Annotated in this window: 23 protein-coding genes; 16 read left to right on the top strand and 7 right to left on the bottom strand. The window is 41.8% G+C overall.

The window, feature by feature from the left end; all coding sequences use genetic code 11:
* Positions 1-3 precede the first annotated feature (3 nt).
* Positions 4-663 (bottom strand): phosphatase PAP2 family protein, encoded by a 660-nt coding sequence (locus P5G49_RS04000; protein ID WP_301242161.1) that lies wholly within the window; start codon positions 661-663, stop codon positions 4-6.
* Between the two features lie 88 nt (positions 664-751).
* Here P5G49_RS04000 and P5G49_RS03995 point away from each other — a divergent pair, with 88 nt between their 5' ends.
* The 9 genes from P5G49_RS03995 to kynA all read left to right on the top strand — a co-directional run bounded on the left by P5G49_RS03995 (position 752) and on the right by kynA (position 8,511).
* A complete protein-coding gene (locus tag P5G49_RS03995) occupies positions 752-1,321 on the top strand; it encodes a glycerol-3-phosphate acyltransferase (RefSeq protein WP_301242160.1) in 570 nt (189 codons plus the stop codon).
* 80 nt (positions 1,322-1,401) lie between these two features.
* Complete coding sequence (gene ytxJ / locus P5G49_RS03990; protein ID WP_301242159.1) at positions 1,402-1,728, top strand: bacillithiol system redox-active protein YtxJ; 327 nt, start codon at positions 1,402-1,404, stop codon at positions 1,726-1,728.
* Between the two features lie 91 nt (positions 1,729-1,819).
* Positions 1,820-2,560, top strand: a complete 741-nt coding sequence (fabG, locus tag P5G49_RS03985; protein ID WP_301242158.1) for a 3-oxoacyl-ACP reductase FabG — start codon at positions 1,820-1,822, stop codon at positions 2,558-2,560.
* 165 nt (positions 2,561-2,725) lie between these two features.
* Positions 2,726-3,787, top strand: a complete 1,062-nt coding sequence (gene desA, locus P5G49_RS03980) for a Delta(5) desaturase DesA (RefSeq protein ID WP_301242157.1) — start codon at positions 2,726-2,728, stop codon at positions 3,785-3,787.
* A gap of 76 nt (positions 3,788-3,863) precedes the next feature.
* Positions 3,864-4,988, top strand: coding sequence for a sensor histidine kinase (locus P5G49_RS03975; RefSeq protein ID WP_301242156.1), 1,125 nt, complete (start codon positions 3,864-3,866; stop codon positions 4,986-4,988).
* Between the two features lie 5 nt (positions 4,989-4,993).
* A complete protein-coding gene (locus P5G49_RS03970; protein WP_301242155.1) occupies positions 4,994-5,599 on the top strand; it encodes a response regulator transcription factor in 606 nt (201 codons plus the stop codon).
* Positions 5,600-5,795: 196 nt separating this feature from the next.
* Positions 5,796-7,067, top strand: coding sequence for a kynureninase (kynU, locus tag P5G49_RS03965; RefSeq protein ID WP_301242154.1), 1,272 nt, complete (start codon positions 5,796-5,798; stop codon positions 7,065-7,067).
* Complete coding sequence (kynB, locus tag P5G49_RS03960) at positions 7,064-7,696, top strand: arylformamidase (RefSeq protein WP_301242153.1); 633 nt, start codon at positions 7,064-7,066, stop codon at positions 7,694-7,696. The genes kynU and kynB overlap by 4 nt, the downstream gene beginning before the upstream one ends.
* Entirely contained in the window at positions 7,684-8,511 is an 828-nt protein-coding gene (kynA, locus tag P5G49_RS03955) for a tryptophan 2,3-dioxygenase (RefSeq protein ID WP_301242152.1), read from the top strand. The genes kynB and kynA overlap by 13 nt, the downstream gene beginning before the upstream one ends.
* A gap of 205 nt (positions 8,512-8,716) precedes the next feature.
* On the opposite strand, the gene P5G49_RS03950 is transcribed toward kynA, so the two are convergent.
* Positions 8,717-9,199: a hypothetical protein gene (locus tag P5G49_RS03950; RefSeq protein WP_301242151.1), complete on the bottom strand. Its 483-nt coding sequence runs from the start codon at positions 9,197-9,199 to the stop codon at positions 8,717-8,719.
* Between the two features lie 41 nt (positions 9,200-9,240).
* On the bottom strand, positions 9,241-9,552 hold the full coding sequence (locus P5G49_RS03945) for a hypothetical protein (protein ID WP_301242150.1): 312 nt from the start codon (positions 9,550-9,552) through the stop codon (positions 9,241-9,243).
* 79 nt (positions 9,553-9,631) lie between these two features.
* On the opposite strand from P5G49_RS03945, the gene dsdA reads away from it, so the two are divergent.
* Positions 9,632-10,972, top strand: coding sequence for a D-serine ammonia-lyase (dsdA, locus tag P5G49_RS03940; protein WP_301242149.1), 1,341 nt, complete (start codon positions 9,632-9,634; stop codon positions 10,970-10,972).
* A gap of 156 nt (positions 10,973-11,128) precedes the next feature.
* Here the strand turns inward: dsdA and P5G49_RS03935 are convergent, their stop codons facing one another.
* The gene (locus P5G49_RS03935) at positions 11,129-11,845 is read right to left on the bottom strand and encodes a YqcI/YcgG family protein (protein WP_435877180.1); all 717 of its coding nucleotides are present in this window, start codon (positions 11,843-11,845) and stop codon (positions 11,129-11,131) included.
* 153 nt (positions 11,846-11,998) lie between these two features.
* Here P5G49_RS03935 and P5G49_RS03930 point away from each other — a divergent pair, with 153 nt between their 5' ends.
* Entirely contained in the window at positions 11,999-12,850 is an 852-nt protein-coding gene (locus P5G49_RS03930; protein WP_301242147.1) for a dimethylarginine dimethylaminohydrolase family protein, read from the top strand.
* Between the two features lie 177 nt (positions 12,851-13,027).
* Here the strand turns inward: P5G49_RS03930 and P5G49_RS03925 are convergent, their stop codons facing one another.
* Positions 13,028-14,224, bottom strand: coding sequence for a M14 family metallopeptidase (locus P5G49_RS03925; RefSeq protein ID WP_301242146.1), 1,197 nt, complete (start codon positions 14,222-14,224; stop codon positions 13,028-13,030).
* A gap of 478 nt (positions 14,225-14,702) precedes the next feature.
* Here P5G49_RS03925 and P5G49_RS03920 point away from each other — a divergent pair, with 478 nt between their 5' ends.
* Positions 14,703-14,957, top strand: a complete 255-nt coding sequence (locus tag P5G49_RS03920) for a hypothetical protein (protein WP_301242145.1) — start codon at positions 14,703-14,705, stop codon at positions 14,955-14,957.
* A gap of 81 nt (positions 14,958-15,038) precedes the next feature.
* Here P5G49_RS03920 and P5G49_RS03915 read toward each other — a convergent pair whose 3' ends face one another.
* Together P5G49_RS03915 and P5G49_RS03910 are read right to left on the bottom strand one after the other, a co-directional pair.
* Positions 15,039-15,593 carry a Uma2 family endonuclease gene (locus P5G49_RS03915; RefSeq protein WP_301242144.1) on the bottom strand — a complete coding sequence of 185 codons (555 nt, stop codon included), beginning with the start codon at positions 15,591-15,593 and terminating at the stop codon, positions 15,039-15,041.
* A gap of 130 nt (positions 15,594-15,723) precedes the next feature.
* The gene (locus P5G49_RS03910) at positions 15,724-15,873 is read right to left on the bottom strand and encodes a hypothetical protein (RefSeq protein WP_301242143.1); all 150 of its coding nucleotides are present in this window, start codon (positions 15,871-15,873) and stop codon (positions 15,724-15,726) included.
* A gap of 235 nt (positions 15,874-16,108) precedes the next feature.
* Here P5G49_RS03910 and P5G49_RS03905 point away from each other — a divergent pair, with 235 nt between their 5' ends.
* The 4 genes from P5G49_RS03905 (at position 16,109) to P5G49_RS03890 (ending at position 24,605) form a co-directional block, all read left to right on the top strand.
* Entirely contained in the window at positions 16,109-16,513 is a 405-nt protein-coding gene (locus P5G49_RS03905; protein ID WP_301242142.1) for a (deoxy)nucleoside triphosphate pyrophosphohydrolase, read from the top strand.
* A gap of 15 nt (positions 16,514-16,528) precedes the next feature.
* Positions 16,529-19,423: a DEAD/DEAH box helicase gene (locus P5G49_RS03900; protein ID WP_301242141.1), complete on the top strand. Its 2,895-nt coding sequence runs from the start codon at positions 16,529-16,531 to the stop codon at positions 19,421-19,423.
* A gap of 192 nt (positions 19,424-19,615) precedes the next feature.
* Positions 19,616-22,600, top strand: coding sequence for a sigma factor-like helix-turn-helix DNA-binding protein (locus P5G49_RS03895; RefSeq protein ID WP_301242140.1), 2,985 nt, complete (start codon positions 19,616-19,618; stop codon positions 22,598-22,600).
* Positions 22,587-24,605, top strand: coding sequence for a DEAD/DEAH box helicase family protein (locus P5G49_RS03890; protein WP_301242139.1), 2,019 nt, complete (start codon positions 22,587-22,589; stop codon positions 24,603-24,605). Before P5G49_RS03895 ends, P5G49_RS03890 begins: the two co-directional genes overlap by 14 nt.

The following is a 24,605-nucleotide window of genomic DNA, read 5'->3' as shown; positions in this document are numbered from 1 at the left end:
CCATCATGAATTGACGAGGCCCCGTTTCTTTCGCTGTTGGTAGTTATCGAAAATGAAGACTGTAAAGACGACCCAAAATGCGCTAACAACAATGCCGCCCGCTATATCGCTTGGGTAATGGACGCCAAGATAGATTCGGCTTAGTGCAATCATTCCAAACATAAAAATTGCGAATGCCAAAAGGGCAATCTTACCGGAGGTTGTCCGGATTTGGCGCCAAAGAAGAATGACGGCCATTGCGTATAGGCTGAATGCCATCATTGTATGCCCACTTGGAAAACTGTAGCCCACCGCCTCGGCGATTCTGTGGAATTCAGGTCGTTCCCGTTTGAATATGTGTTTCAACGTTTGGTTCAACGCGCCTGTCCCGACTGTGGCAAAGAAAAAGAAATAGGCACTTGTACGGGCACGGAAGACCCAAAATAAAAGCGCAGTTACAGCGATAATGAGGAACATTACAACTTTTGTTGAACCGATAAATGAAAAGCCTTTCATGATCGGTGTCAAATAGGGGGTTTCCCAACCTTGTACAAAGTCAATGATGGGCCTATCAAATCCGATCATTGTATCCCGGCTGATAACTGTAGCGATATAAGCAAAGATGCCGATGAATAAAATACATAATGCAATTGCGGTGGTAGGTCGCAGTGATTTCTCTTTCAATTATATATTCATCCTTTCTTCGCACCATTGTACTTGAAATGAAGGAATGATGCATAACCTTAGCGAATTGAAGAATGGGGGGATATCCATGAAGATTGTTTTCTTGCTGATAGGCGCTTATTTAGTGGGCAATTTTCTTACTGCAACAGTAGTCGGGAAGTTTTTCTTCAAGCAAAATATCCGTTCGGAAGGCAGCGGTAATCCCGGCGCGCGCAATGCGGGAAGGGTGTTTGGCAAGAAGGCGTTCGTTATTACATTTATCGGTGATGCACTGAAAGGGGCGTTTGTCGTCCTTGTTGCTAAGTGGATGGGCATGGAAGGATGGCTGCAATTACTGTTTTTGATTGCTGTCATGTTAGGACATAACTATCCAGTGATACATAGATTCCGTGGCGGGTTAGGTGTTTCGACTTTCATAGGTGGAATGCTTGCGTTTAGTCCGCTTGTTGTTGCTTGTTTTGTCGGGGCATTTCTCATCCTTTATCCGATAGTTAAAAGTTTCACGTTGGCGGGATTAAGCGCGATGTCTTTGTCACCGTTGTTTTTGTATATTTTAACTAGGGAATTGGCGGAAACAATGGTTTCTTGTATAGTCGTAGCTGTCCTTTTATTTGCACATATAAGCGATTATTTGAAGAATAAAGGGCAATTGAATTAATTGTAGCCGCCTTTTCCTTGGATTATAATGGAACTAAAGGTCTTTTATTCGAATGAAAGATCTTCGGAAGGAGTGTTCTCATGAAGAAAATCCAATCCATCGCAGAGTGGCATTCCATAGTCGAACAATCGGAAAATGAACCTGTTTTTCTATTGAAGCATAGCTCGACATGCCCGATAAGTGCAGCGGGGTATAGAGCGTTTGAAGGATTTGAAACACGGATTCCAAAATATTATTTGGTCGTTCAAACGAGCCGTCCCCTTTCGAATGAAGTTGCAAGTGACCTTGGCATCCGACATGAAAGCCCGCAGCTCTTCCTGTTGAAGGACGGCAAGGCGGCATGGCATGCGAGCCATTATTCGATTAGTCATGCGAAAATAAAGTCAGCAGTACACGCATTTGGATGAAGTTCATATAGTCGGATAACCTGCAGGCATTCCTATGGGATGTCTGCTTATTCTGGTAAACTTGGGTTAAACAATTTTTGGGGGTTAGCAAGTGGAGATGAAAGGGAAAACAGTCGTTATTACAGGTGGGGCTAATGGAATTGGCGCAGTCACCGCCCGGCTATTCGGTAAAAAGGGTGCCCAGGTCGCGATTCTTGACTATAACGAAATAGCGGGGGAAGAGCTCGCCAGTGAAATGCATGCACAAGGGATAGAGGCGGCATTCTTCAAAACGGATGTCGCAAAACGCAATCAGGTGAAGGAAACTGCAGAAAAAGTTCTTGCCCACTTCGGGAAAGTCGATGTGCTCATTAACAATGCAGGAATTACACGCGATGCGATGTTGTTAAAAATGGATGCCGAGATATTCCAACAAGTAATCGATGTGAATCTAACAGGTGTCTTTAATTGTACGCAGGCCTTCCTCCCGGCGATGATTGCTGCCGGCAAAGGAAAAGTCATCAATACTTCATCAATCGCAGGCACTGGCGGAAATGTAGGGCAAACAAATTATGCAGCTTCGAAAGCCGGAGTCATTGGCATGACAAGAACGTGGGCGAAGGAATATGGCCGTAAAGGAATTAACGTAAATGCGGTTGCTCCGGGGTTCATCGAAACAGATATGATCAGCACAATGCCCGAAAAAGTAATTATGCAAATTAAACAGGTGACGCCATTTTCACGTCTCGGCAAGCCGGAAGATATCGCGAATGCCTATCTATTCTTAGCTTCGGACGCATCCGATTTCATTAACGGAACGGTCCTTGAAGTCGACGGTGGCATGTTGAAATAAACGGAATCCTCCTCTTCGGGGGATTTTTTTATTGTGAGAAGGCATGTGAATGAATTCACAATATATGACACTTATCATATTAAAAGTCATGACGTTCATCTATTTCTCAAATCTTGAAAACCTTTTATTATGGTAATAACGAAAAATTTCGAGGAGGCTTTCATTATGAGTAAGGAAAAGACAAAGCAATTGCATAAAAATGTTGCACCCTTTGCCAAATCGGACTTGAAAAAGAGCGTCATCCAATTGATCAACACAGTACCGCCTATTTTCATCCTTTGGTTCTTAGCGTATCAAAGTTTGTCGGTTTCCATCTGGTTGACAATCGGGATTGCAGTATTGACAGCGGGCTTCGTCGTACGGACGTTCATCATCTTCCACGACTGCACGCATGGTTCATTTTTCAAGAATAAAAAAGCGAATGATATTGTTGGAACGATTACAGGGATCCTCACGTTGTTTCCATATGAAAAATGGAAGCGCGAGCACGCGATCCATCATGCAACAAGCTCGAACCTCGATAAAAGGGGTGTCGGCGATATTTGGGTCATGACTGTTGACGAATATATGGAAGCGTCGAAATGGGAACGGTTAATGTACCGGTGCTACCGGAATCCGCTTGTCATGTTCGGGTTTGGGCCATTATATTTAGTGCTCATCACTGGTAGGGTCAACCGCAAAGACGCACGTAAAAAAGAACGAAATAATACGTATTTGACGAATGTCGTTCTTGTGGCGCTTTATGCGTTCATGATTTGGCTTGTCGGCTATCAGTCCTTCCTCATTGTGCAAGGTTCAATCATGTTCGTAGCGGCAGCGTTAGGTATTTGGTTGTTCTATATTCAGCACACTTTCGAAGACTCGTATTTCGAGGAGGAGTCTGAATGGGATTATGTGAAAGCGGCAGTGGAAGGAAGTTCGTATTATAAATTGCCGAAAGTCTTACAATGGGCGACAGGCAACATCGGTTTCCACCATGTCCATCACTTAGCGCCACGCGTGCCGAACTATAATTTGGAAATCGCACATGAATCGACACCACCGCTTCAAATGGCAACAACCATCAACATCAAAACGAGCTTGGAATCACTTCGATATAAACTATATGATCCTGCGCATAAACGCTTCATCACATTCAAAGAAGTGAAAAGCGCAGTCAAGCGGGCGACGCCGAACATCGATTTGAAAGAATTGAAACCGAAGCGTACGAGTTTTGAGAGTAAATAAAGAAACGGCCGCCTATCAGAATAGGTGGCTGTTTCATTTTTTTGGTATAATCAATGAAACAAAGGCGGTGACGATCATGCAAAAATGGTATAGCATCTTTCCGAAAAATCCATGGATGAGCATTTATGCTTGGGTTATATTTTGTTTGCTGCCATTCTTTTTCATTTTCAGATCGTGGTCGGCCGTCGGAATTTCGGTAGGAATAGGATTATTGGCACTCTTTTTCATCTCCTATTTCTATTCATTCAAATCAAAAAGCGGTCTCGTCTACATGTGGATCAGCTTTGAAATCGTCATAAATGTCATCATGACGCTACTGTTCGGATATGTGTATTTATCGATTTTTACAGCGTTTTTCATAGGCAATATACGGTCAACAGTTGGTTTTTTCATCATGTACGGCTTGCATATCGCGTTCACAATCGGTGCTATAGTCGCTGGATTTTTCATTGAAATCAACCTATTTCTGCCACAAGTCCATTTCATCATAATCACGGTCATCGGTGTCACGCTTCTTCCGTTCAATCTGTACAACAGAAGCAAACGCGAAAAGCTTGAAGATCAGTTGGAGTTTGCGAACGATCGCATCTCAGAATTAATACTTCTTGAAGAACGTGAGCGGATTGCAAGGGACCTGCATGATACACTTGGGCAGAAATTATCGATGATCGGCTTAAAGAGTGACCTGGCAAGACGGCTAATCTCCAAAAATCCTGAAGAGGCGGAGAAGGAATTAGCTGACATCCGTCAGACCGCGAGCATGGCGTTGAAGGAAGTACGCGAGTTAGTTGCAGATATGCGAACGACAAAACTGAGTGACGAAGTGATGCGAATCAGGCAGATTTTGTCCGCCGCTGAAATTGAATTAAAAATTGAAGGCGAACCGAATGTGGAAAATATCCCCTCAAACGTGGAGAATGTCTTGAGCATGTGCTTAAAAGAGGCAGTGACGAATGTCGTGAAGCATAGCGATGCGAGTGTTTGTGAAGTGATGCTCAAGCAGACGGCTGATGAAGTATCCATAGTGGTACGGGATAATGGCAAAGGTATACAGGCGAAAGCATCGTCTGTTGGCGCGGGGTTGAAAGGGATGCGGGAACGGTTGGAGTTCGTGAATGGCACATTGACCATCGAAGAGGCGGGGGGTACGGTATTGTCCATTCGGATGCCAATCGCCATTACACATCAAGTTGAGGAGTGACAGTCGTGATTAGAATTGTAATTGCGGAGGACCAGGGGATGATGTTAGGGGCACTCGGCTCCCTTTTGAATATGGAGGACGATATGGAAGTCGTTGGCATGGCAAGGAACGGGGAAGAAGCGGTCCAACTTGTGAAGGAGCATAATCCCGACATTTGCATTATGGATATTGAGATGCCAGTGAAGACGGGGCTTGATGCGGCGGAAGAGCTTGTCGAAATGGATTGCAAAATAATTATCCTGACAACATTTGCGCGGGCGGGCTATTTCGAGCGTGCGCGAAAGGCCAAGGTGCGCGGTTATTTATTGAAAGACAGTCCAATCGAAGAGCTTGTCAATTCGATCCATGCCATCCAGGACGGACGCCGGATTTATGCACCCGAGCTTGTTGATATCGCATATGAGGAGACAAGCGAAAACCCGCTGACCGACCGCGAAAGCCAAGTGCTTGAACTCGTTGCCGAAGGGAAGACGACAAAGGAAATTGCGGGCGAGTTATATTTGACGCCGGGTACGGTCCGGAATTATATATCGACGATTCTTGAGAAGCTTGAAGTCGGCAATCGGATAGAAGCGATTTCACGCTTTAAGGAGAAGGGCTGGTTTAAATAAATATGACTGACAGGCAAAGGAAGTGCAATATGTGCTTCCTCTGCCTGTTTTTTTATGAGGGGAAGGTTGCCGCGCTCAAGAAAGCGGCCCACACGCCCAAAATCCTCCCCCGAAACCTAAAAAGTCGACGAATTCGGATTTCCACCATCCACCCCATATGCTATGCTTTTCATAAGAACACAAAAGGGGGATTAGTATGACACTTTACACACTTTCACACGCACAGGAACGAGACCGGCAAGACAAACTTGCCCCTTACAAAAACGAATTCTACATTCCGAAAAACTCCATCTACATGGATGGCAATTCGCTCGGTTTATTATCCAAACGGGCGGAGCGTACGTTGCATGAACTGCTTAACACATGGAAGACGCTCGGCATCGATGGATGGACGGAAGGGGAGCATCCTTGGTTTTATTTATCCGAACAGGTGGGGGAGAAAATGGCACCGCTCGTCGGGGCAACGTGCGGCGAGGTTATAGCGACAGGCTCGACAACGACAAATCTGCATCAGCTTGTCTCTTCTTTTTATAAGCCTGATGGCAATAAAACGAAAATCCTTGCCGATGAACTGAACTTTCCATCCGATATTTATGCGCTCAAAAGCCAGTTGCAGCTAAAGGGGTATGACCCGGACGAACATCTTATCCGCGTTAAAAGCCGTGATGGCCGCTATTTGCAAGAAGATGACATTATAAAAGCGATGACATCAGACGTTGCGCTTATCGTTTTGCCGGCTGTCCTGTATAGAAGCGGGCAAGTGTTAAACATGGAGAAATTGACAAAGGCGGCGAATGAACGCAATATTCCGATCGGTTTCGACCTTTGCCACTCAATCGGTTCGGTCGAGCACGAGCTCCATGATTGGGGAATGGATTTTGCATTTTGGTGTACGTACAAGCATTTGAATGGGGGGCCAGGTTCCGTCGGAGGTTTATTCATCCACGAGAAGCATTTCGGCAAAACTCCTGGACTCGCGGGCTGGTTCGGGTCAAAAAAGGAGTCGCAGTTCGATATGGATCATACGATGGATCCCGCGGAAGACGTAGGTGCTTACCAAATTGGGACCCCCCATGTGTTAAGCTTGGCGCCAGTCATCGGCTCGCTCGGAATGTTCGAAGAAGTCGGCATCGCAGTAATCCGAAGCAAATCATTGGAGTTGACTGGTTATATGATGGAATTAATTGAGCAGGAACTCCCTGATGCCGGCTTCACAATAGGCAATCCTGTCGACGAAACACGCGGCGGGCACCTCCTCCTTGAGCACGAAGAGGCGGCGCGAATATGCAAGGCGTTGAAGGAGGATGGGGTCATCCCCGATTTCCGTGCACCAAACGGAATTAGGCTTGCACCGGTCGCCCTTTACAATTCATTCGAGGACATCTATCATACCGTTCAAAGACTGAAGGTCATCATGGATGAAAAGCGCTATGAGAAGTTTGAGAATAAAAGGAGTGTAGTCGCATGACGGGGAAGTGGATTGATATATCGCAGCCGTTGCACAACGGTATAGCCGAATGGCCGGGGGACACGCCATTCCACTATGAAGTGAAGTTTTTGAAAGCGGATACGGGTTCAGTTAATATCGGACAGATGACGACAAGCATGCATACGGGGACGCATATCGATGCGCCTTTTCACTATGACAATGATGGCTTGAAAGTGGATGAACTGCCGATTGACATCTATATCGGGAAGGCAAGGGTCATCGATGTGACGGGCCTTGAAAGCGTGGGGCATTCAGATTTGGAACAAATCGATTTCGGTGGTGCTGAACGTATTTTATTAAAAACACTTAGCCGGCCCGATGCAGACGTTTTTCCAGAAACGTACACATTTTTACGTCGAGACATCGGTCCTTTATTGAAGGAAAGAGGGGTAAGACTGTTAGGTATCGATACGCCATCCGTCGATCCGGAACTAAGCAAGACGCTTGATGCACACCATTCCCTCCATGATAACGGAGTGCTCATTTTAGAAAATATAGTCCTTGCATCAGTTGAGCCCGGAGATTATGAATTAATTGCTTTGCCTTTGCCAATTAAAGGCGGAGACGGAAGTCCGGTCCGCGCGGTCGTTAGGAAGTGGGAAGGGTGAGCGAAAAAGGGATTCATACTGATTTCAAAGACAATATGACGTATGGTGAATACTTACGATTGGATAAGATTTTATCAAGCCAAGAACGCTTATCCGGCCATCACGATGAAATGCTGTTCATCGTCATCCACCAAGTGAAAGAGTTATGGATGAAGCTTATTTTGCATGAACTCAATGCTGCAATCCAGTCAATCGAGAAGGATGAACTTCCGGAGGCGTTCAAAATGCTTGCGCGTGTTTCAAGGGTGCAAGAGCAGATCATCCAGGCATGGGATGTCCTTTCGACATTGACGCCAGCCGAATACACGGAGTTCCGCGAAAGCCTTGGCCGAGCGTCAGGATTCCAGTCGTATCAGAATCGGCTTATTGAATTCGCGTTGGGTTATAAGCAAGCGCATATTTTGAAGATTTACGAGAAGGATCAAGAGCTTGCCCGCGAGTTAAAGACTGCCTATGAGGCACCAGGAATTTACGACGTGGCAATCCATGCACTTCGTCGAGCAGGCTTCCCGATCAACCCGGATTTGTTAGCCCGCGATTTCTCGATAACGTATCAAGGCGATCCAACCGTGGCGGCAGCTTGGCTCGAAGTGTATCGAGACGTAGACCGTTATTGGGATTTGTATCAGCTTGCTGAAAAGCTTGTCGATATCGAGGATAGCCATCAGCAATGGCGCTTCCGACATATGAAATCGGTGGAGCGCATTATCGGCTCTAAAACAGGCACCGGGGGCTCGTCCGGCGTAAAATACTTAAAATCTGTCCTTGACCATCAATTCTTCCCGGAACTCTGGGAAGTGCGGACGAAGTTATGAGGGAAAGGGCTGCCCAATGCGGGCGGCCCTTTTAGTCAATCAATTGCAAAAATGCCCGCCGGACACACTCATCCGGCGAAGCTATTTCTTATTATCATGCAAAGTACTTATATTAATAAATAACGTTTAAGCAGCTGAATCAACAATGAACCCGTCGAAATAACATCTCTTCGACTGTAGGAACCCCTCCTCGAACCATTGTGGCTCATTGGCCCAACTTAAAAACGTTACGGGCCGACTCTTGTAAAAGCGTATCCTCTGCAACGATTGCATCATCCCCTTTCCTGGGAAAATTCCTGCAAAATGCATATAGAAATATTGGAGTTGCTGAAGCGGGGATGAAAAACGAAGGGTAAAGAAGCCCATCAAAGGGAATGGAACCTTCATTTTTAGTATTCAAGCTAAGGCTGGCTAGATTATAGGTTTTTTTCCCATTGCGAAAAAGCAGATCGTATCCAAGGAGCGTATCCGTTGGATATTGCCCACGCACCTGCAACAGGTGAATGAACAGACGATGGCCTGCTTTTATAGTTTTCAAAGTCGTAGTGGTGCGATGTGGAAAAATATTTTCAAGACGATAAATGGCTGAGTCCATCCTTACTGGACGGTTTGTTGCCACCCAAAAGGTAACAGATTCCGTATCCACTCGCCGTAAAATTGGCCCTGCCAAAATCCCCGCACTCTCCATGCAAATCACCACCATCATTGACGTTGTTAGTATTAGCGTATTCATATCGAATGTCGGTGGTGTGTGCAGAGGGCAATGATACCAAGAACGTAGCAGACTTCCCATAGAATCATGTTGAGTTCCCGTAGAGTGTTGTCGACTTCCCATAGAATCGCGTTGAGTTCCCGTATATCGTTGTCGACTTCCCATAGAATCGCGTTGAGTTCCCGTAGAGTGCTGCCGACTTCCCATAGACTCGCGTTGAGTTCCCGTAGAGTGCTGCCGACTTCCCATAGACTCGCGTTGAGTTCCCGTAGACCGTCGCCGACTTCCCATAGAATCGTGTAGACTTCCCATAGGATTCTTTTGGCCAAGCCGAAGTTTTTTAAATAAATAATTCGGCCTCGTTGCATGCTATACTAAATCAAACCATTCAGACAGGGAGGAAATAGGGTGAATCAAACCAAAAAAGAAAAGTGGATTAAGAAGCTGCCACTCTTACAAGAAATCATCGAAAAAAAAGAAGTACTATGGCGAAATCCATCGAACAGTGACAGCGCAACAGGGATTGCCCAATCCGGCATCTCCGCGGAAGACGTGAAAGATGCAAGCAACCGTCTGAAACGCTTCGCCCCCTATATCGAAAAAGTATTTCCCGAAACTGCAAGTTCAAAAGGAATCATTGAATCTCCAATCACGCCAATACCTAAAATGAAACAATCCCTTGCCGCAAAATACGAAACGCAAATCCCTGGGGAATTGCTATTAAAACAGGATAACGCGCTTCCCATTTCAGGCTCCATCAAAGCACGTGGCGGCATCTATGAAGTACTGAAGCATGCAGAAACCCTTGCCCTTGTGCATGGACTTATCAAAACGGACGAGAATTATACAAAATTCGCAGAGCCGGAATTCCGAAATTTATTTGCAAAACATAAAATAGCTGTCGGATCGACGGGGAATTTAGGGCTAAGCATCGGAATTATGAGCGCTAAGTTAGGTTTCAATGTCACCGTCCATATGTCCGCTGACGCCAAGCAATGGAAGAAGGATCTTTTACGGGAAAAAGGGGTAACGGTTGTCGAATATGCTGACGATTACAGCAAAGCAGTCGAAGAAGGAAGGCGCCAGGCAGAAGCCGATCCGCTCTGTCATTTTGTCGATGATGAAAATTCGATCGACCTTTTCCTTGGCTATGCAGTGGCAGGTGAAAGAGTCGAGTCCCAATTAAGAGAGCGGGAAATAAAAGTCGATAACGACCATCCATTATTCGTCTATTTACCTTGCGGAGTAGGTGGGGGGCCAGGAGGAGTCGCTTTCGGATTGAAGCTTCAGTTCGGCGACAATGTCCATTGCTTCTTCGCCGAACCGACACATTCCCCATGCATGACAATCGGCATGATGACGGGCTTGCATGACAAAGTATCCGTAGCAGACTTCAATTTAGACAATCAAACAGCTGCTGACGGGCTTGCGGTAGGAACACCATCAGGTTTCGTCGGTAAAAAGATGGAGCCATTGCTTGAAGGTTGCTACACAATATCAGATAATACGATGTTTGAACTGCTTACAATGATTGCAGACACAGAAAACATCCGGCTTGAACCATCCGCACTTGCCGGAATGACAGGCCCGATTCAAGCAATTCGTCATCAAATCCCCTTAGCTGATTCGTCGAACGCAACCCATCTCGTTTGGGCAACCGGTGGCAGCATGGTGCCTGAGACGGAAATGAATATGTATTATGGAATCGGCAGGGCAATAACCGAAAAATCGACAGGAAATAATGAGTGATTTCCCGGGAAATCGACACACTTCGGGAAATATTTCGTCAACTATTGCCGAGGAATGTTGTGTTGGCTGTATTCCTCAGTGGAATCCAGCGGGAAATGAAACCTGGGAAATATGAAAAGGGGCCGAAAATAATCCATCGGCCCCTTTTTACATCAATCATTCACTTTTCATCGCTTTATGCGAAAACGGACATTTCCCGACAATCGGTTCAATGTCATCGCCGATGAAGAATTGCTTCCATTCATTATGGGTCGGGTCTCCGTAATGGCTTATATCCGGATGCTTCGGCAATTGATCCCACACTTCGACACGTTCACGGACCTTTTCGCGCGACATAATGCCCCCTTTTTCGGTGCCCTTCAAACCTTCGAAAATACGTCTTGGTTGGAAGCCTAACACCATTGATTGCCCTAAGTCCCTTGTCTTTCGCTGCTTATAGGCAGGCGCATTCCCGAACACGAAAATCGGCTCGCCGCCAAAATGGAAATCCCACAAATAATGATCGGGGTCACGTGGACTATCAGCTGGCCATTCCACCTCATCCACCTCATGCAAATATTGCAGAATGTCCCAAAACTGCTTCCGATACGCCTCCAAATCAGATTCCGTTTCAAATGGCTCCACGAAGACGAACAGTCCATGCCGTTTATGCTTCGGATCATCGAACAACTTCAAAAATGCAGAAAGTGCAGAAGGCAAGTTTGACCAATCCTTCTGCGTCACATATGCATAACGTAATTCACCCTTCAATTCGCCGCCCATGCCGAAATAGCACGGAAACGTCTTATCCGTCACGGTTTCATGGAACGTCCGATAGCTTTCCAATAGCCACTCCGGCAAATCAAGCCGAGCTGCAAAATCCTCTTTCGTCATCAACGTATTTGTCTTTTCATTTATCAATCTCTTTCCCCTCCATCTCATACTCGGTTATTTACTTTCCCTGTCAGGGGAGCATAAAACTTCTGGTTTAGTTCAAACATAAGTGGGAATAGTTGAGATGGAGTAAAAGATGTGGAGGATGAATGTATGAGTTCCCCTGTGGAAGATCAATCAAAAACGAGTGTTAATACAGAATATGATACGTTAAAGAGAGTTATCCTTTGCAAGCCAAAGTTTATGGCAATCGAAGATGTCATCAATGATACTCAAAAGAAATACGCTGAGGAAAACATCGATACAGAATTAGCGATGAAGCAACATCAGGAGTTCGAACAGCTACTTGTAGCACATGGCGTCGAAGTGATCACACTCCCTTCCTCCGAAAAATTTCCCGAGCAGGTTTTCACGCGCGATATCGGTTTCACTGTTGGCGATGAAGTGTTTGTCGCGGAGATGGCGAGCGACATTCGCAAAGGGGAAGAAGAGGTGCTTGAGGAATTTCTTGAGGATGAAAACATCGAATATCAAACGACAACTGATCGAGTCGAAGGCGGGGACGTCATCGTCGACCGCAACAAAGTATATGTCGGCATCAGCAGCCGGACATCCGACAAAGCTGTTCGCAACTTACAACGTGATTTGCCGAAACACGACATTATCCGCGTCCCGTTCAATGAGAAATACTTGCACCTCGACTGCGTATTCAATATATTATCACCCGAAGTCGGTCTCATTTTCCCCGAAGCGCTTTCTGCGGACATGGTTGAAATGCTGTCACAGAAATACAAGCTGATCGAAGTATCACCGGAAGAACAATTTACAATGGGCACAAATGTATTATCCATTGGAGGCGGCAAAGTATTTAGCCTTCCACAAAACGAAAACGTAAACGCCGCAATGCGCGCGCACGGATTCGAAGTCATCGAAGTCGACTTCTCCGAAATCATCAAATCCGGCGGCTCGTTCAGATGCTGTTCAATGCCCCTCGAAAGGAAATAAAACCTCACCCGACGTGAGGTTTTTTAGTGGAATAAACTCATAAACGCATAAATCTCGATTCTCACGCATAACGCTCCAGAATTACGCATAAATTGCTACAAAAGCTTATAAATCCGTATAGATACGCATAAATCCCCAAAAGCACGCATAAAATCCCCGCCCGCAAGTTAAATTCCTCTATAAATACAATCCAGCAAGAAATATCCCCAACGCCTCTTCATAAATCTCATCAAACCGACTAATTGGCAATGGATTGATCCCAGAGCCTAACTCGACAGTGAATCCCGGCCTTCGCCAATCTTGAATAAACCAATCCTTGTAGCCGGCGTAGCTTTCAATTGATTGAATCGGCTCGTAGCCGCTTACCCGGCTAAACTCATTGACCATCGTTTCAGACTCAGGCGGTTCCAGTCCCTGGAATCCCCAATAGATCACCTTGCCTTGTGTATGGAATGCAAGCACCCACGCAAAATCCCGCTCTCTCGTCAAGTCTGCCATCGCAATCGCTTCCGGTTCCGAGAGCGGTCGTTCTCCGCTGTAATCACGCGGACCGGGGGTTTTCCGATTACGTGGCTGTTGCCGATCCAATTCCCATAACGCCGGAAACTGATCATTCAAATCGACACCTCGTATATTCGCTTTCCACCCAGAAAAATCCGTACTACCATTATTCCATTGCACAACTCTCGTTCTCCACGGCTCCGTATCCGGCGGCCCCTGCTGAACAAGTGTGACGCCGTCAGGATTCACCATTGGGACAATGGACAAGGTAGATTGTTGGTACAAAGGGAACATGGACAAGCCCCGAATCGGAGTTTGATTCGTCAGAGCAAGCAAATAGTCATTGAGGAAGGTCATAACAACAGGCGTTGTAATCCATTCATTCGCATGGAAGGAAGCATTGTAATGAACCCGTTTTGATCCGGTCCCAAGACGAATCTCAGGAATGTTCCTTCCAAGAACCGAATTACCGATTGAAGTGTTCAGTAAGAAAGGATACACGGATTGAAGCCTTCTTAAGTCCGTAAGCATCATCGCATAGCTATACGTCTGCTTTCCGTTGACAAGCCTCCATGTAATGCGCAAGGGAACCCGGATGGTCTGCCCGACTTGCAGGCGGTTCGGATCCAACAATGGATTCACAAGAAAAATCGCCTCAAGAGGGACATTTCTTCGCTGCGCGATCAACCACAAAGTATCTCCCTGAGCAACCTGCACCTCATACGCCACATATCCTGGAATTCGAATCTGTTGTCCCACTGATAACACCTGCAAATTCGCATCACGATTCGAATCTATGATCAATTGAAGCGGGACCCTAAACAACTGGCTATAATACCAAAGCGAATCCCCCGGTCGCACCGTAATATTCACTTCATTCCCCCTCCAGTAAAAGTAAACAACCTCTACAGTATATGAGGTGAATGGGGAAGTAACACCGAAATATCAAAGTATCCTTTTCCCCTGTTCATGTCTATATAGATAGTGATAGAACCAATCATGAAAAGGAGGAATGGAAATGGATAAAGGATTGCCGAAATTGCATAGGGAACTGAAGGACAAGCCAATTAATTCGTCACCGTTCAAAACGTTAGCACGGCTTTGTAACGAATTGAAAAATACGGATTTCTAACAAATGAATCAACAAAGAAAAAAAGGCTCATAACCCTTGCAAACTGGGACGTCTATCAACAAAACGGGAGCGGACCAGCAAACGAGTTAACAAAGAGCCAACAAAGAACTCACAATGAGCTAACAACTATTAAAGAAAGTAAGAAAGTAAGAATAAATACTTTCCTGCGGAAACTATAAGTGACGGATGCATTCAAATTTAAAAAAGGAGGAGTATAAATTGACAAAAGAACACTTGAGGATGTTGGCGCAAAAGAATCATGATGAATTACTGAAAGAGCAAGAGGAATTGGAAACATTCGATGATTACGATCAACTAAAGCATTGGGATGAATGGAAATCGCAATTCGAACTTGTAAGCTACCTCGACGGTAAAATCAGCGGCTATGTTGAAGCGTACTGCCTGATTGAATACGGGTATGTAAACGAAAAACAGCTTAGTAAAATCATGGACGAATGGTTCCGCAGTGAATAAAAAATCGGAGGAGCACTGTTGTTTTTGTAAAACCGTGTATTGAAGACGAACTAACAAAAAGACTACCCTTAGGTAGCCCACTCATTGGCCTTGTAAAATGTTTTTCATCTCAATCAACAGCTCAGGGAATATGTTAGAATGTAACGTATCATCCATACCAAATACCTGACGTCTACTATAACGTTCTTCTGAAAGGCCATATACCTCAATCGTATGATTTAGATGATCTACAATCCAGTATTCCTTGACATCCGATCGCTCATATAATGTGAATTTCTCCCTGCGGTCTTTCAAAGCAGTTGAAGGGGACAAGACTTCTACAATTAAATCGGCTGCACCAATTGCCCCGTTTGGATAAAGGTTCTGCTTATTGCAGAAAACAGAAATATCCGGTTGCACGACAGTATACTTATCATTATTATCGAGCTGTACGTCAAAAGGAGCAACAAAGATAGAACAACCACTATTTCCAAGATGGCTTCGCAATGCAAAGAGCAATTCACCGACTATCAGTTGATGCGCTGTAGAAGGAGCAGGCGTCATATTATATGGAACACCATCAATCAATTCCCAGCGACCGTCCCAACCACTTATGTCCATAATTGTAAATCGCCGCTTAGACCCTGTCGCTGCCATTTAATCTCCTCCCACGATTTTCTCCATTATAGCAATGAATATTTTATTATGAAATAAATTAGAAAAGGACAGATATAAGCAGAATTATCCCGCTTGCATCTATCCTTTACTAAGTAGAACTTATCTACACTCAAACATCCGATTCAACAATCTGATCTTTCGAATCATCAAACAAACCTTCATAAGCAACCAACGTCACACCCAACTCTTTTTCCATAGCATTCAAAGCCTTCATCTGCTCATCATTCAACTGAGCAAGCGGTTCGCGTTCTGGCATCAATCAAAATCACTCCCTATAAAATGTATAGTTAGCGTATCCAATTCGGATAAAACTATGTGGAAAAAGTATTCCTAACATGCTTCGCAAAAAGGAAACCCAAATTGGATTAAAATTAGATTTTTGACGTCAGGAGACAATCTATTCTAAAGGAAAGTGAATCTTTTGACACCCGACTAAATTGTTTACAAAAAGGGTGTTATAATGAACTTAAGAAAAAGAAGAATAGGTGAAGAAAATGAAGAAGGCAGTTCATGTAGTTGGGGCAGTTATAGAAAATAAAGAAGGGCAGATCTTAGCAGCTCTAAGAGGACCGGAAATGTCGTTAGCGAATTACTGGGAGTTTCCAGGCGGTAAGATTGAAGCAGGAGAAACAAAACAAGAAGCACTAAAACGAGAAATTCTTGAAGAATTAGGATGCGTGATTGAAGTTTTTAGTCCTGTTGAGGATACAACGTATGAGTATGAAAAAGTAGTTGTGAGACTTGAAACCTTTATGGCTAAGGTCATTGAAGGAGTACCTAAGGTAAGTGAACATGCAGAATTAAAATGGGTACCAAAAGACAAGCTATATTCTTTAAATTGGGCCCCCGCAGATATACCTGCAATAGAGAAGTTGTCAAAACAAAGCCATAAAATATAGGGATGTGGTGATTTAATGGAGAGTTTTGTTCGTAACCTGCGTGCTTCATTGCACGAAGGTTTTATTGATAAGGATGAAAGTAATTTAGGTAGTTTTAAACCAGAATTACTTATTAATAATAGCGACAAAAACAGTGCAGTTCTAAATACTCTTCAAGATGAACTTGAAACAAGTGAAGATTTTCTATTCTCTGTTGCCTTTATTACGGAAAGTGGACTTGCAACATTAAAATCTGTACTTTTAGACCTTAAGGAAAAAGGGGTTAGTGGCAGGATATTAACCTCTACTTATTTATATTTTAATCAACCCAAAGTATTTAGGGAGCTTTTGAAATTAACGAATGTAGAAGTTCGTCTTACTGATTTAAAAGGTTTTCATTCAAAAGGGTATATTTTTAAACAAAAAACACATTATTCCCTGATAGTCGGAAGTTCAAATCTCACTGCACATGCACTGAAAGTCAATTATGAATGGAATGTTAAACTAACATCACATGAAAACGGGGAAATAGTTGCTCATTTTAAAAACCAGTTTGAGGATGTTTGGAAGGACTCATTTTTATTAACGGAAGACTGGATTAATAACTATGAAAAAGAGTATGAAAAGAATGTCGATACTAGTTTGGCGGAGCAAGTTATTGAAATGCCATCGAATTATAACCCCAATGCGATTAAAGAGGCATTGGAAATCACCCCGAATAAAATGCAAATAGCCGCTTTAACTCAGATCCAAGCTGTTCGAGATGCAGGAAATGAAAGAGGATTAGTAATCTCGGCTACCGGGACTGGAAAGACTTATTTATCTGCATTTGATGTAAGGTCTTATCAACCAAAAAGAATGCTTTTTATCGTTCACAGAGAACAAATATTGAAAAAGGCTAAAGAAGACTTCAAGAGGATACTCGGTGGAATAGAAGAGGAATTTGGAATGTACGTTGGATCGAGCAAAGAATTGGATAAAAGATACGTCTTTGCAAGCATCCAAACATTATCAAAACCAGAAAACCTACAGATGTTTGATCCTGAGGATTTTGATTATATCCTTATTGATGAAGTACATAAAGCTGGGGCAGCATCCTATTTAAGAGTAATAGAATACTTCAAACCAAAGTTTTTAATGGGAATGACAGCTACTCCTGAACGGACAGATGACTTTAACATCTATGAGCTTTTTAATTACAATGTAGCTTATGAAATACGTCTTCAAGAAGCACTTGAAGAGGATATGCTTTGTCCATTTCATTATTTCGGTGTGACAGATATTGAGGTAGATGGAGAAGTAATCGATGATACTACTGTTCTTTCAAAATTAGTTACTGAAGAAAGGGTTAGCCATCTCATTGATAAGATTACTTATTACGGGTATTCCGGAAATTCACTTAAGGGATTAATGTTCTGCAGCAGAAAAGACGAGGCAGAAAAACTCTCCAATGTATTAAATGCACGTGGACTTCGAACAGTAGCATTAACGGGTGATGATTCGCAGCAAGAGCGGGAACGCCGAGTGACCCAATTGGAAAATGGGTTGTTAGATTATATTCTTACTGTTGATATATTTAACGAAGGAATTGATATTCCAAGTATTAATCAGGTAGTAATGCTGAGACAGACCCAGTCCAGTATTATCTTCATACAACAATTGGGTAGAGGTTTGCGGAAACATGCATCCAAAGATTATGTGACAATTATTGATTTCATAGGTAACTACACAAATAACTATCTGATTCCTATTGCTCTTTCTGGAGATCGTTCATTAAATAAAGACAATATCCGTCGTCGAACAAAGGACACGAGTTTTATTAAAGGGGTTTCAACGGTTAACTTTGAAGAGATTGCTAAGAAAAGAATCTTTAGTTCGATTAATAGTAGTAATCTAACGGCATTAAAGATTCTAAGGGATGCTTATTTTGAACTGAAAAATAAAATTGGGCGCATTCCCTATTTAATCGATTATATAGAGAACCATTCAATTGACCCTGTAGTAATTGCAGAAAAACATTCTAATTACTACCAATTCCTTTTGAAAATGAGGGAGGATACGCCAACTCTGACTATCTACGAGGACAAAGTGCTAACAATGCTCTCCATGGAAATTCTAAATGGAAAGAGAAAGCATGAGGTTATCTTGTTAGAGTTGTTAATAAACAATGAACATCTTTCTAAAGATGAGTATTTAGAACACTTGTCAGCCCGTGGTTGTCGCGTAGACAGCGACACAATTATATCCGTACAACGGATTTTCAATTTGTCATTCTTCACACAGAATAATAAAAAGAAATATGGTGACCTTTCAATTATTGAATTTGATGATAACAATGGATATCGGTTTAATGATTTAATCCAAAGAAGTATCAAGGATAATCCGTACTTCTTAAGTTTGGTTAATGATGTGGTTAAGAGTGCAAAGGCAAGATCGGAACGTTATCAATGTGATAGGCCCCTTACTTTGTATGAAAAGTATTCAAGAAAAGACGCTTGTAAACTTTTGAATTGGGATGCTGATGAGAGTTCAACAATGTATGGGTATAAACCGAAACACGGTACCTGTCCTATCTTTGTAACCTATCACAAACATGACAATGTGGAGTCAAGTGTCGATTATGGAGACGAATTCCTTAGCCCTGAACTTTTCAAGTGGTATACCCGTAGCAACAGAACAATCCAATCCCAAGAAGTTCAGCGGGTTATTCATGCCGATGAACAAGGCTATGACATTCATATTTTCATTAAAAAAGATGATGATGAAGGTACGGATTTCTACTACTTGGGTAAGGGGTTTCCTGATAAGGCAAGTGTAGAAGAGGACAGAATGAAGGATAAAAACAGCAGAGACCTTCCCGTCGTTCATATGAACATGGTGATGGAGCAAGCTGTTGAGGGAAAGCTATATCATTATCTAATTAAGGAATAAAACTTACTTCACAGTAAAAAGGACTGTTCAACTAATTGAACAGCCCTTTTTTTATCCAACATGGTATAAAAGATATATCGGAATTTTTTCAACTGTTAAAATAGTAATTGATCTATTTACAGAATCAGGTATCCTAAGGATAGACGTGCTTTAATTTTTGATAAGAAAATTAGAGATTGGGTGATGATTAATATGAATACTGCACTGGTCTATCCTCTTCATATTACTGAGATAGAGGCTATTCAAAGTCCTCAAATTATGGAATTGGTTAAGAGTCAAGATCCGTTAAAAGAATTAAGGGATCTATACATAAGTAACAGGGGTGGTTTCTTCCTTTGTATAGAGGAATTAACATTGAGGGGGATACGTGTGACTGCGGAAGCTAATCATAATTACTTCCCCCGTATATCAAATAAGTACTCGCATTGGATTATATCGACAGTGCCCGGCAAGCTCTTTAAAGAAGTAAACTTTGATTTATTAGGTTTAGGTGGTTTTATCGCCAAATTTGATGTAAAAGATGATACGTTTTTTCACTTAGTTCCATTGGAAGGTTTTATTCATTTGAATAAGAGTATAGATTTAAGTTCAGTCATTAATGCGTTCATAGCTGCAGGATTTCTATTTAATAAAGAAATGGATTATCAAAGCAATGATGATAGGAGTCAAATTGTTACAGAAAGTAGAAAACCGTTTCCGCTATCTACCATAAAAGTTCATACTCCTTTGTTGATAAAAGATTTTTTGAGCGATAGGAAATTCAATAGACTTCTGGACTTTTGCAATGCTAATGGGTATATAGGATTATTTGAGCTGAACAAGGAGGTAATCAGCACATTTGAATTAACGTATTACCGCAGCATCCGACATTCTTTAATTTCTAAGGTAAATGGACTATTAGATATTACCGTTATGATAGCAAAAACATTTGACAGTGAAGAAGAAGCACTTCTTAAAATGGACATTAGAACACATCAGATATATAACGTACTTGAAAGTTTGTCAATAGAAGCGGTAGCCGAAGTTTTGAATGTTGATTTAACAGATACACCATTAGATATTAAACAAATGAATATAAGTGAAGTGAATTGTCTTGCGCAAGAAAAGAGAAAAGTTTTCCTATCACGCTTAATGCCTATACAATCATTGGACACTATAGCAAATACGTTAAAGGTCGCATTAAATGAAAACGAATTGACTGCCTTTACATATCGTGCCGACCCATCGAAAACGTTTGAGGTAATCGGTAACATCATGGGTGTTACTCGAGAAAGAGTACGCCAAATTGTGGTAAAAGCAGAAATGAAAATTATGGAGCAAGTACGCACCATTGGCTACCCGCAGACAATACTGCTCTTGAAATCCTGTAAATTCGGTATTGCGGAGGACAGAGTTAAGAATTATCTGTCAGGGAATAATCAATTTTTGCTCGAAATATTAAACAAAATACCTGGAGGTCTAATTTACTACCCGCGGCTAAAGCAATACTTCACTCCGGAGGAGAGTGCACTATTGGAAAAGGTTTTTTCTAATTCCGATTGGGTAAATGGACTGGTTTTATTTGAAGATTTTCAAGCGGTTATTCAAAGAATTATTTCTAATAGTAGAAATGAGGAGTTCTTGGAGGAAATTGTAAAATTGACACTAACCATGCTGGGTTATAAGAAATATGGCAAGTTTATTAGCGGCTCGAGAATTACGATTACCAAGAAATTAGAAATCATCTTTGAAGACTATCTTAAAGAACCAATCTTGATAGACGAGGAAGGGATGAAAAAATTAAATTATATTGCCAAAGATCTTTTTGGAGAAAAGTTTGAAGGATCTTTTCGAAATATAGATTCTAGAATTCGGGATCTTGAAAATGTAATTTTGGTCGATCCTAAGACATATAAAAAGGTCGACCAAACAATTCTAGAAGATAGTTTATGGGATGAGATTTACAATTATATTGTAGGCGCCTTAAGTGAACAGGACCAAATTAATATCGAACAAGTCTTTCTTCAGTTTGAGGATTCCGTAAATCAAATTGGAGTGTACAGTAAATTACATCTCTACTCACTTGTAAAATATCTTTTTGAAGACGATTTTGAAATTGGAAAAGGCAATACGTTAAATATCTATAAACAAGGTACTGAAAAGAGGTCTATTGAGGATATTCTTGAAACATATTTAGAAAAAAACAAAAATGAAACTACGCGGGATAAAATAGCAGAAAATTTAAAGTGGAAGCAATATAAATTGGATTTATTAATATCGAAGTCTCATAAATTTATTCAATGGGATGATGGAATTGTGAAGTTGATGAATTCGTTTGATTTTGACGGTTCCGAGCTAATTGAGATGAGAAAATTTTTAGACGCATTCATGTATGAAGGTTATTCAACATCTGTAAAGCTATATACTGAGTTTCAGTTTGATACTTCCATGTCTATTTTTCTTAATAAACATGAAATCAACAGCGATTATGTACTCGGGAATTTGTTGAAAAAGTTGTTTCCCGAAATTAAAGGACATACCGTATTTCTTTATCGTGAAGATTCTAAAATTACTTCTGCAGAAGAAGCACTTCTTTCTCGATTCACTGAAGTGACTTCGAGGCAAGAAATAAGTGATTTCCTTGGAGAATTAGGCTATTCGCTGGCATCGATCGGACAATTAACATCTTTAGTCTTGCAAAAAAGATTATATGTCCCAATTGATACGGAGGATCTATTGAGACGAGATAAGTTGTTGCTTGAATCGTCTGTTCTTGAAGCAGTTCAAGCATTTTTGGAAAAGGAATTCAAAGATCGGGAGTACCTTGTAATCAATAATCTTCTTGGCTATAGAAGAAAGCTTCCAATTATTAACTATATGTGGACGTATAATTTAATTCATACCATTGGATTGGAGTTAGGCTATAAGAATGTAAGGGCTAATGGAGATTATCGATACGATAAACTAATTTTAGTGAAATCTAGTTCCAACATCAGTTCATTAGATGAGCTGGTATACACTCTTCTGAATGATGGCGGTGCAATTCACCAGTCCAAGTGCTTGGAATTCATCATAGAAACAGGATTAGTTCGAAGTACTTCTCAGTTACCAATCATGTTAAGGGACAGCGATTTGTTCACTATCGATGAACTGGGCTGGATGTCTTTTAAAGGGAGCGAATTAGATGGGTTTAGATAAGATTAATTTAGCTTTTAAATATAGGACAGATCAATATCAATTATATAAAGACTTTTATGAACCTTGTCTAAAAAACAGTATTAGATTCGACAGAGCAGCGGGTTATTTTTCTAGTGGTAGTTTGAGTGTATTGGCGCAAGGAATGGAGCATTTTTTATTGAATGGGGGCAAGGTACGAATTATTGCCAATCCTCACTTCAATGAGGAGGATTTGCATGCAATTCGAAAAGGGTATGCAGCGAGAGAAGATGTTGTAAGTAGGGCGCTTCTTAGGGAAATTGAAATTTCATTTACAACACTTACTGACGATACGCTAAATATTTTAGCTTGGCTTATTTATAAAAAACAGATTGAATTCAAAATAGCATATACAGACAATGGGGGTCTTTATCATGAGAAGTTTGGTCTCTTCTATGATGAACATGAGAATATTGTCGCATTTTCTGGTTCTGCAAATGAAACTATAGGCGGCGTGAAAAATAACTTTGAAAAAATTGACGTTTTTCAAAATGAGATTGATAGTCATAGAATTTACGATATGGCATTGGATTTTGATAGATTATGGTTAAATAAAACTGATGGCTTATCTGTAATTCCATTTCCCGAAATGGTACAAAAAAAATTACTAGAGTATAGAAAAGATTCAATGCCAGCACCCAAAATAGTCACACCTAAACCAAGAGAATACCAAGAAAAGGCTATTAATATAATTAAGCAAAATAACTGGTCTGGAATATTAGAGATGGCCACAGGGACGGGAAAGACAATAACAAGCCTTTTAATAGCAAATGCATATAAAAAGGAAAAAAGTAGATTGTTTTTAGTCATTATTGTTCCTTACGTTCACTTAGTTGAACAATGGAAAGCCGAATGTGATAAGTTTGATATCCCCCAAATTACATTATGTTATGGCAATCGAAAGTCATGGATCAATAAGCTGCATACGGAGATTCGAGATTTTAATGCAGGGTTATCGGATTCCCATACGATTATAACTACGTACCGTACAGCGGGCAGCGCTCATTTTAATGACCTTATCGATAATTTAAGTAAGAATGCTATGTTGATTGCTGATGAATGCCATAATTTTGGTGTGAAAAATTTGAGGGAAAATAAATTAACTAACTTGGAATCTAAAATTGGGTTATCCGCAACTCCTGACAGATGGTGGGATGATGAGGGAAGTTTCTATGTCCAAAAATTCTTTGGTGGAACCGTATATGAGTACACAATGCAAGAAGCAATTCAAAACAAAGCATTGACGGAGTACAAATATAAGCCTGCCATAGTTGACTTAGATGAAGAAGAACTGGAAAAATATGAACGTCTTACAAATAGAATAATCTTTCTATATAACTCTGATGAGGATTTTCGAGATGTAATAGAAAGACTCCAAAGAGAGAGAAGCCTTATTATTGGCCGAGCCAACCAGAAGAAAGACATGTTGCTTTCTATGTTGGTGGATATAGGAATTGATACGATATCCCACTCGCTCGTTTACTGCGCGCCTGGGCAAGTAGAGGAGATTACTTCCATGCTTTCTAAGCAAGGTCTACGTGTCCATCAATTTGATTCGACAATACCTAACAAGGACCGCTTCAACATCTTGGATTCTTTTGCAAAAGGTATCATACAAGTTCTCGTCGCCATAAAGTGCTTGGATGAAGGGGTGGATGTTCCTAGTACGAGAACAGCGTACTTCCTTTCTAGCACATCTAATCCAAGAGAGTTTATCCAACGTCGGGGCAGGGTGTTAAGAACATACCCGGGAAAGGCAATGGCGGAAATAATCGATTTTATCGTTCTGCCCAAAAGTGCGCAGGACAACATTTTTGAGACCATTGCATCAAAAGAACTTCCGAGGTTTTCCGAGTTTTCTTTATACGCCATCAATCGATATGAAGCGAGGCATACCGTTAGACAAGAATTGGAACCGCATTATTTAGGACATCTCATGGATAAGTTACCTTGGGAAGTTTACGAAGAAATGAGAGGGAGTGTTTAG

The organism is Sporosarcina highlanderae (genome assembly GCF_030433715.1).
GTDB lineage: Bacteria > Bacillota > Bacilli > Bacillales_A > Planococcaceae > Sporosarcina > Sporosarcina highlanderae.
Note: the sequence above shows the minus strand (reverse complement) of the source record. Positions and strands in the feature narration are given on the sequence as shown.

Excerpts from the sequence above, each read along its gene's own strand:
- P5G49_RS03900 (WP_301242141.1), top strand. The coding sequence starts at position 16,529 with ATGGAGAGTTTTGTTCGTAACCTGCGTGCTTCATTGCACGAAGGTTTT.
- kynB (WP_301242153.1), top strand. The coding sequence starts at position 7,064 with ATGACGGGGAAGTGGATTGATATATCGCAGCCGTTGCACAACGGTATA.
- P5G49_RS03950 (WP_301242151.1), bottom strand. The coding sequence starts at position 9,199 with ATGGAGAGTGCGGGGATTTTGGCAGGGCCAATTTTACGGCGAGTGGAT.
- P5G49_RS03935 (WP_435877180.1), bottom strand. The coding sequence starts at position 11,845 with ATGACGAAAGAGGATTTTGCAGCTCGGCTTGATTTGCCGGAGTGGCTA.
- kynU (WP_301242154.1), top strand. The coding sequence starts at position 5,796 with ATGACACTTTACACACTTTCACACGCACAGGAACGAGACCGGCAAGAC.
- P5G49_RS03905 (WP_301242142.1), top strand. The coding sequence starts at position 16,109 with ATGAAGAAGGCAGTTCATGTAGTTGGGGCAGTTATAGAAAATAAAGAA.
- P5G49_RS03930 (WP_301242147.1), top strand. The coding sequence starts at position 11,999 with ATGAGTTCCCCTGTGGAAGATCAATCAAAAACGAGTGTTAATACAGAA.
- P5G49_RS03895 (WP_301242140.1), top strand. The coding sequence starts at position 19,616 with ATGAATACTGCACTGGTCTATCCTCTTCATATTACTGAGATAGAGGCT.
- P5G49_RS03890 (WP_301242139.1), top strand. The coding sequence starts at position 22,587 with ATGGGTTTAGATAAGATTAATTTAGCTTTTAAATATAGGACAGATCAA.
- ytxJ (WP_301242159.1), top strand. The coding sequence starts at position 1,402 with ATGAAGAAAATCCAATCCATCGCAGAGTGGCATTCCATAGTCGAACAA.
- desA (WP_301242157.1), top strand. The coding sequence starts at position 2,726 with ATGAGTAAGGAAAAGACAAAGCAATTGCATAAAAATGTTGCACCCTTT.
- P5G49_RS03975 (WP_301242156.1), top strand. The coding sequence starts at position 3,864 with ATGCAAAAATGGTATAGCATCTTTCCGAAAAATCCATGGATGAGCATT.
- P5G49_RS03995 (WP_301242160.1), top strand. The coding sequence starts at position 752 with ATGAAGATTGTTTTCTTGCTGATAGGCGCTTATTTAGTGGGCAATTTT.
- P5G49_RS03915 (WP_301242144.1), bottom strand. The coding sequence starts at position 15,593 with ATGGCAGCGACAGGGTCTAAGCGGCGATTTACAATTATGGACATAAGT.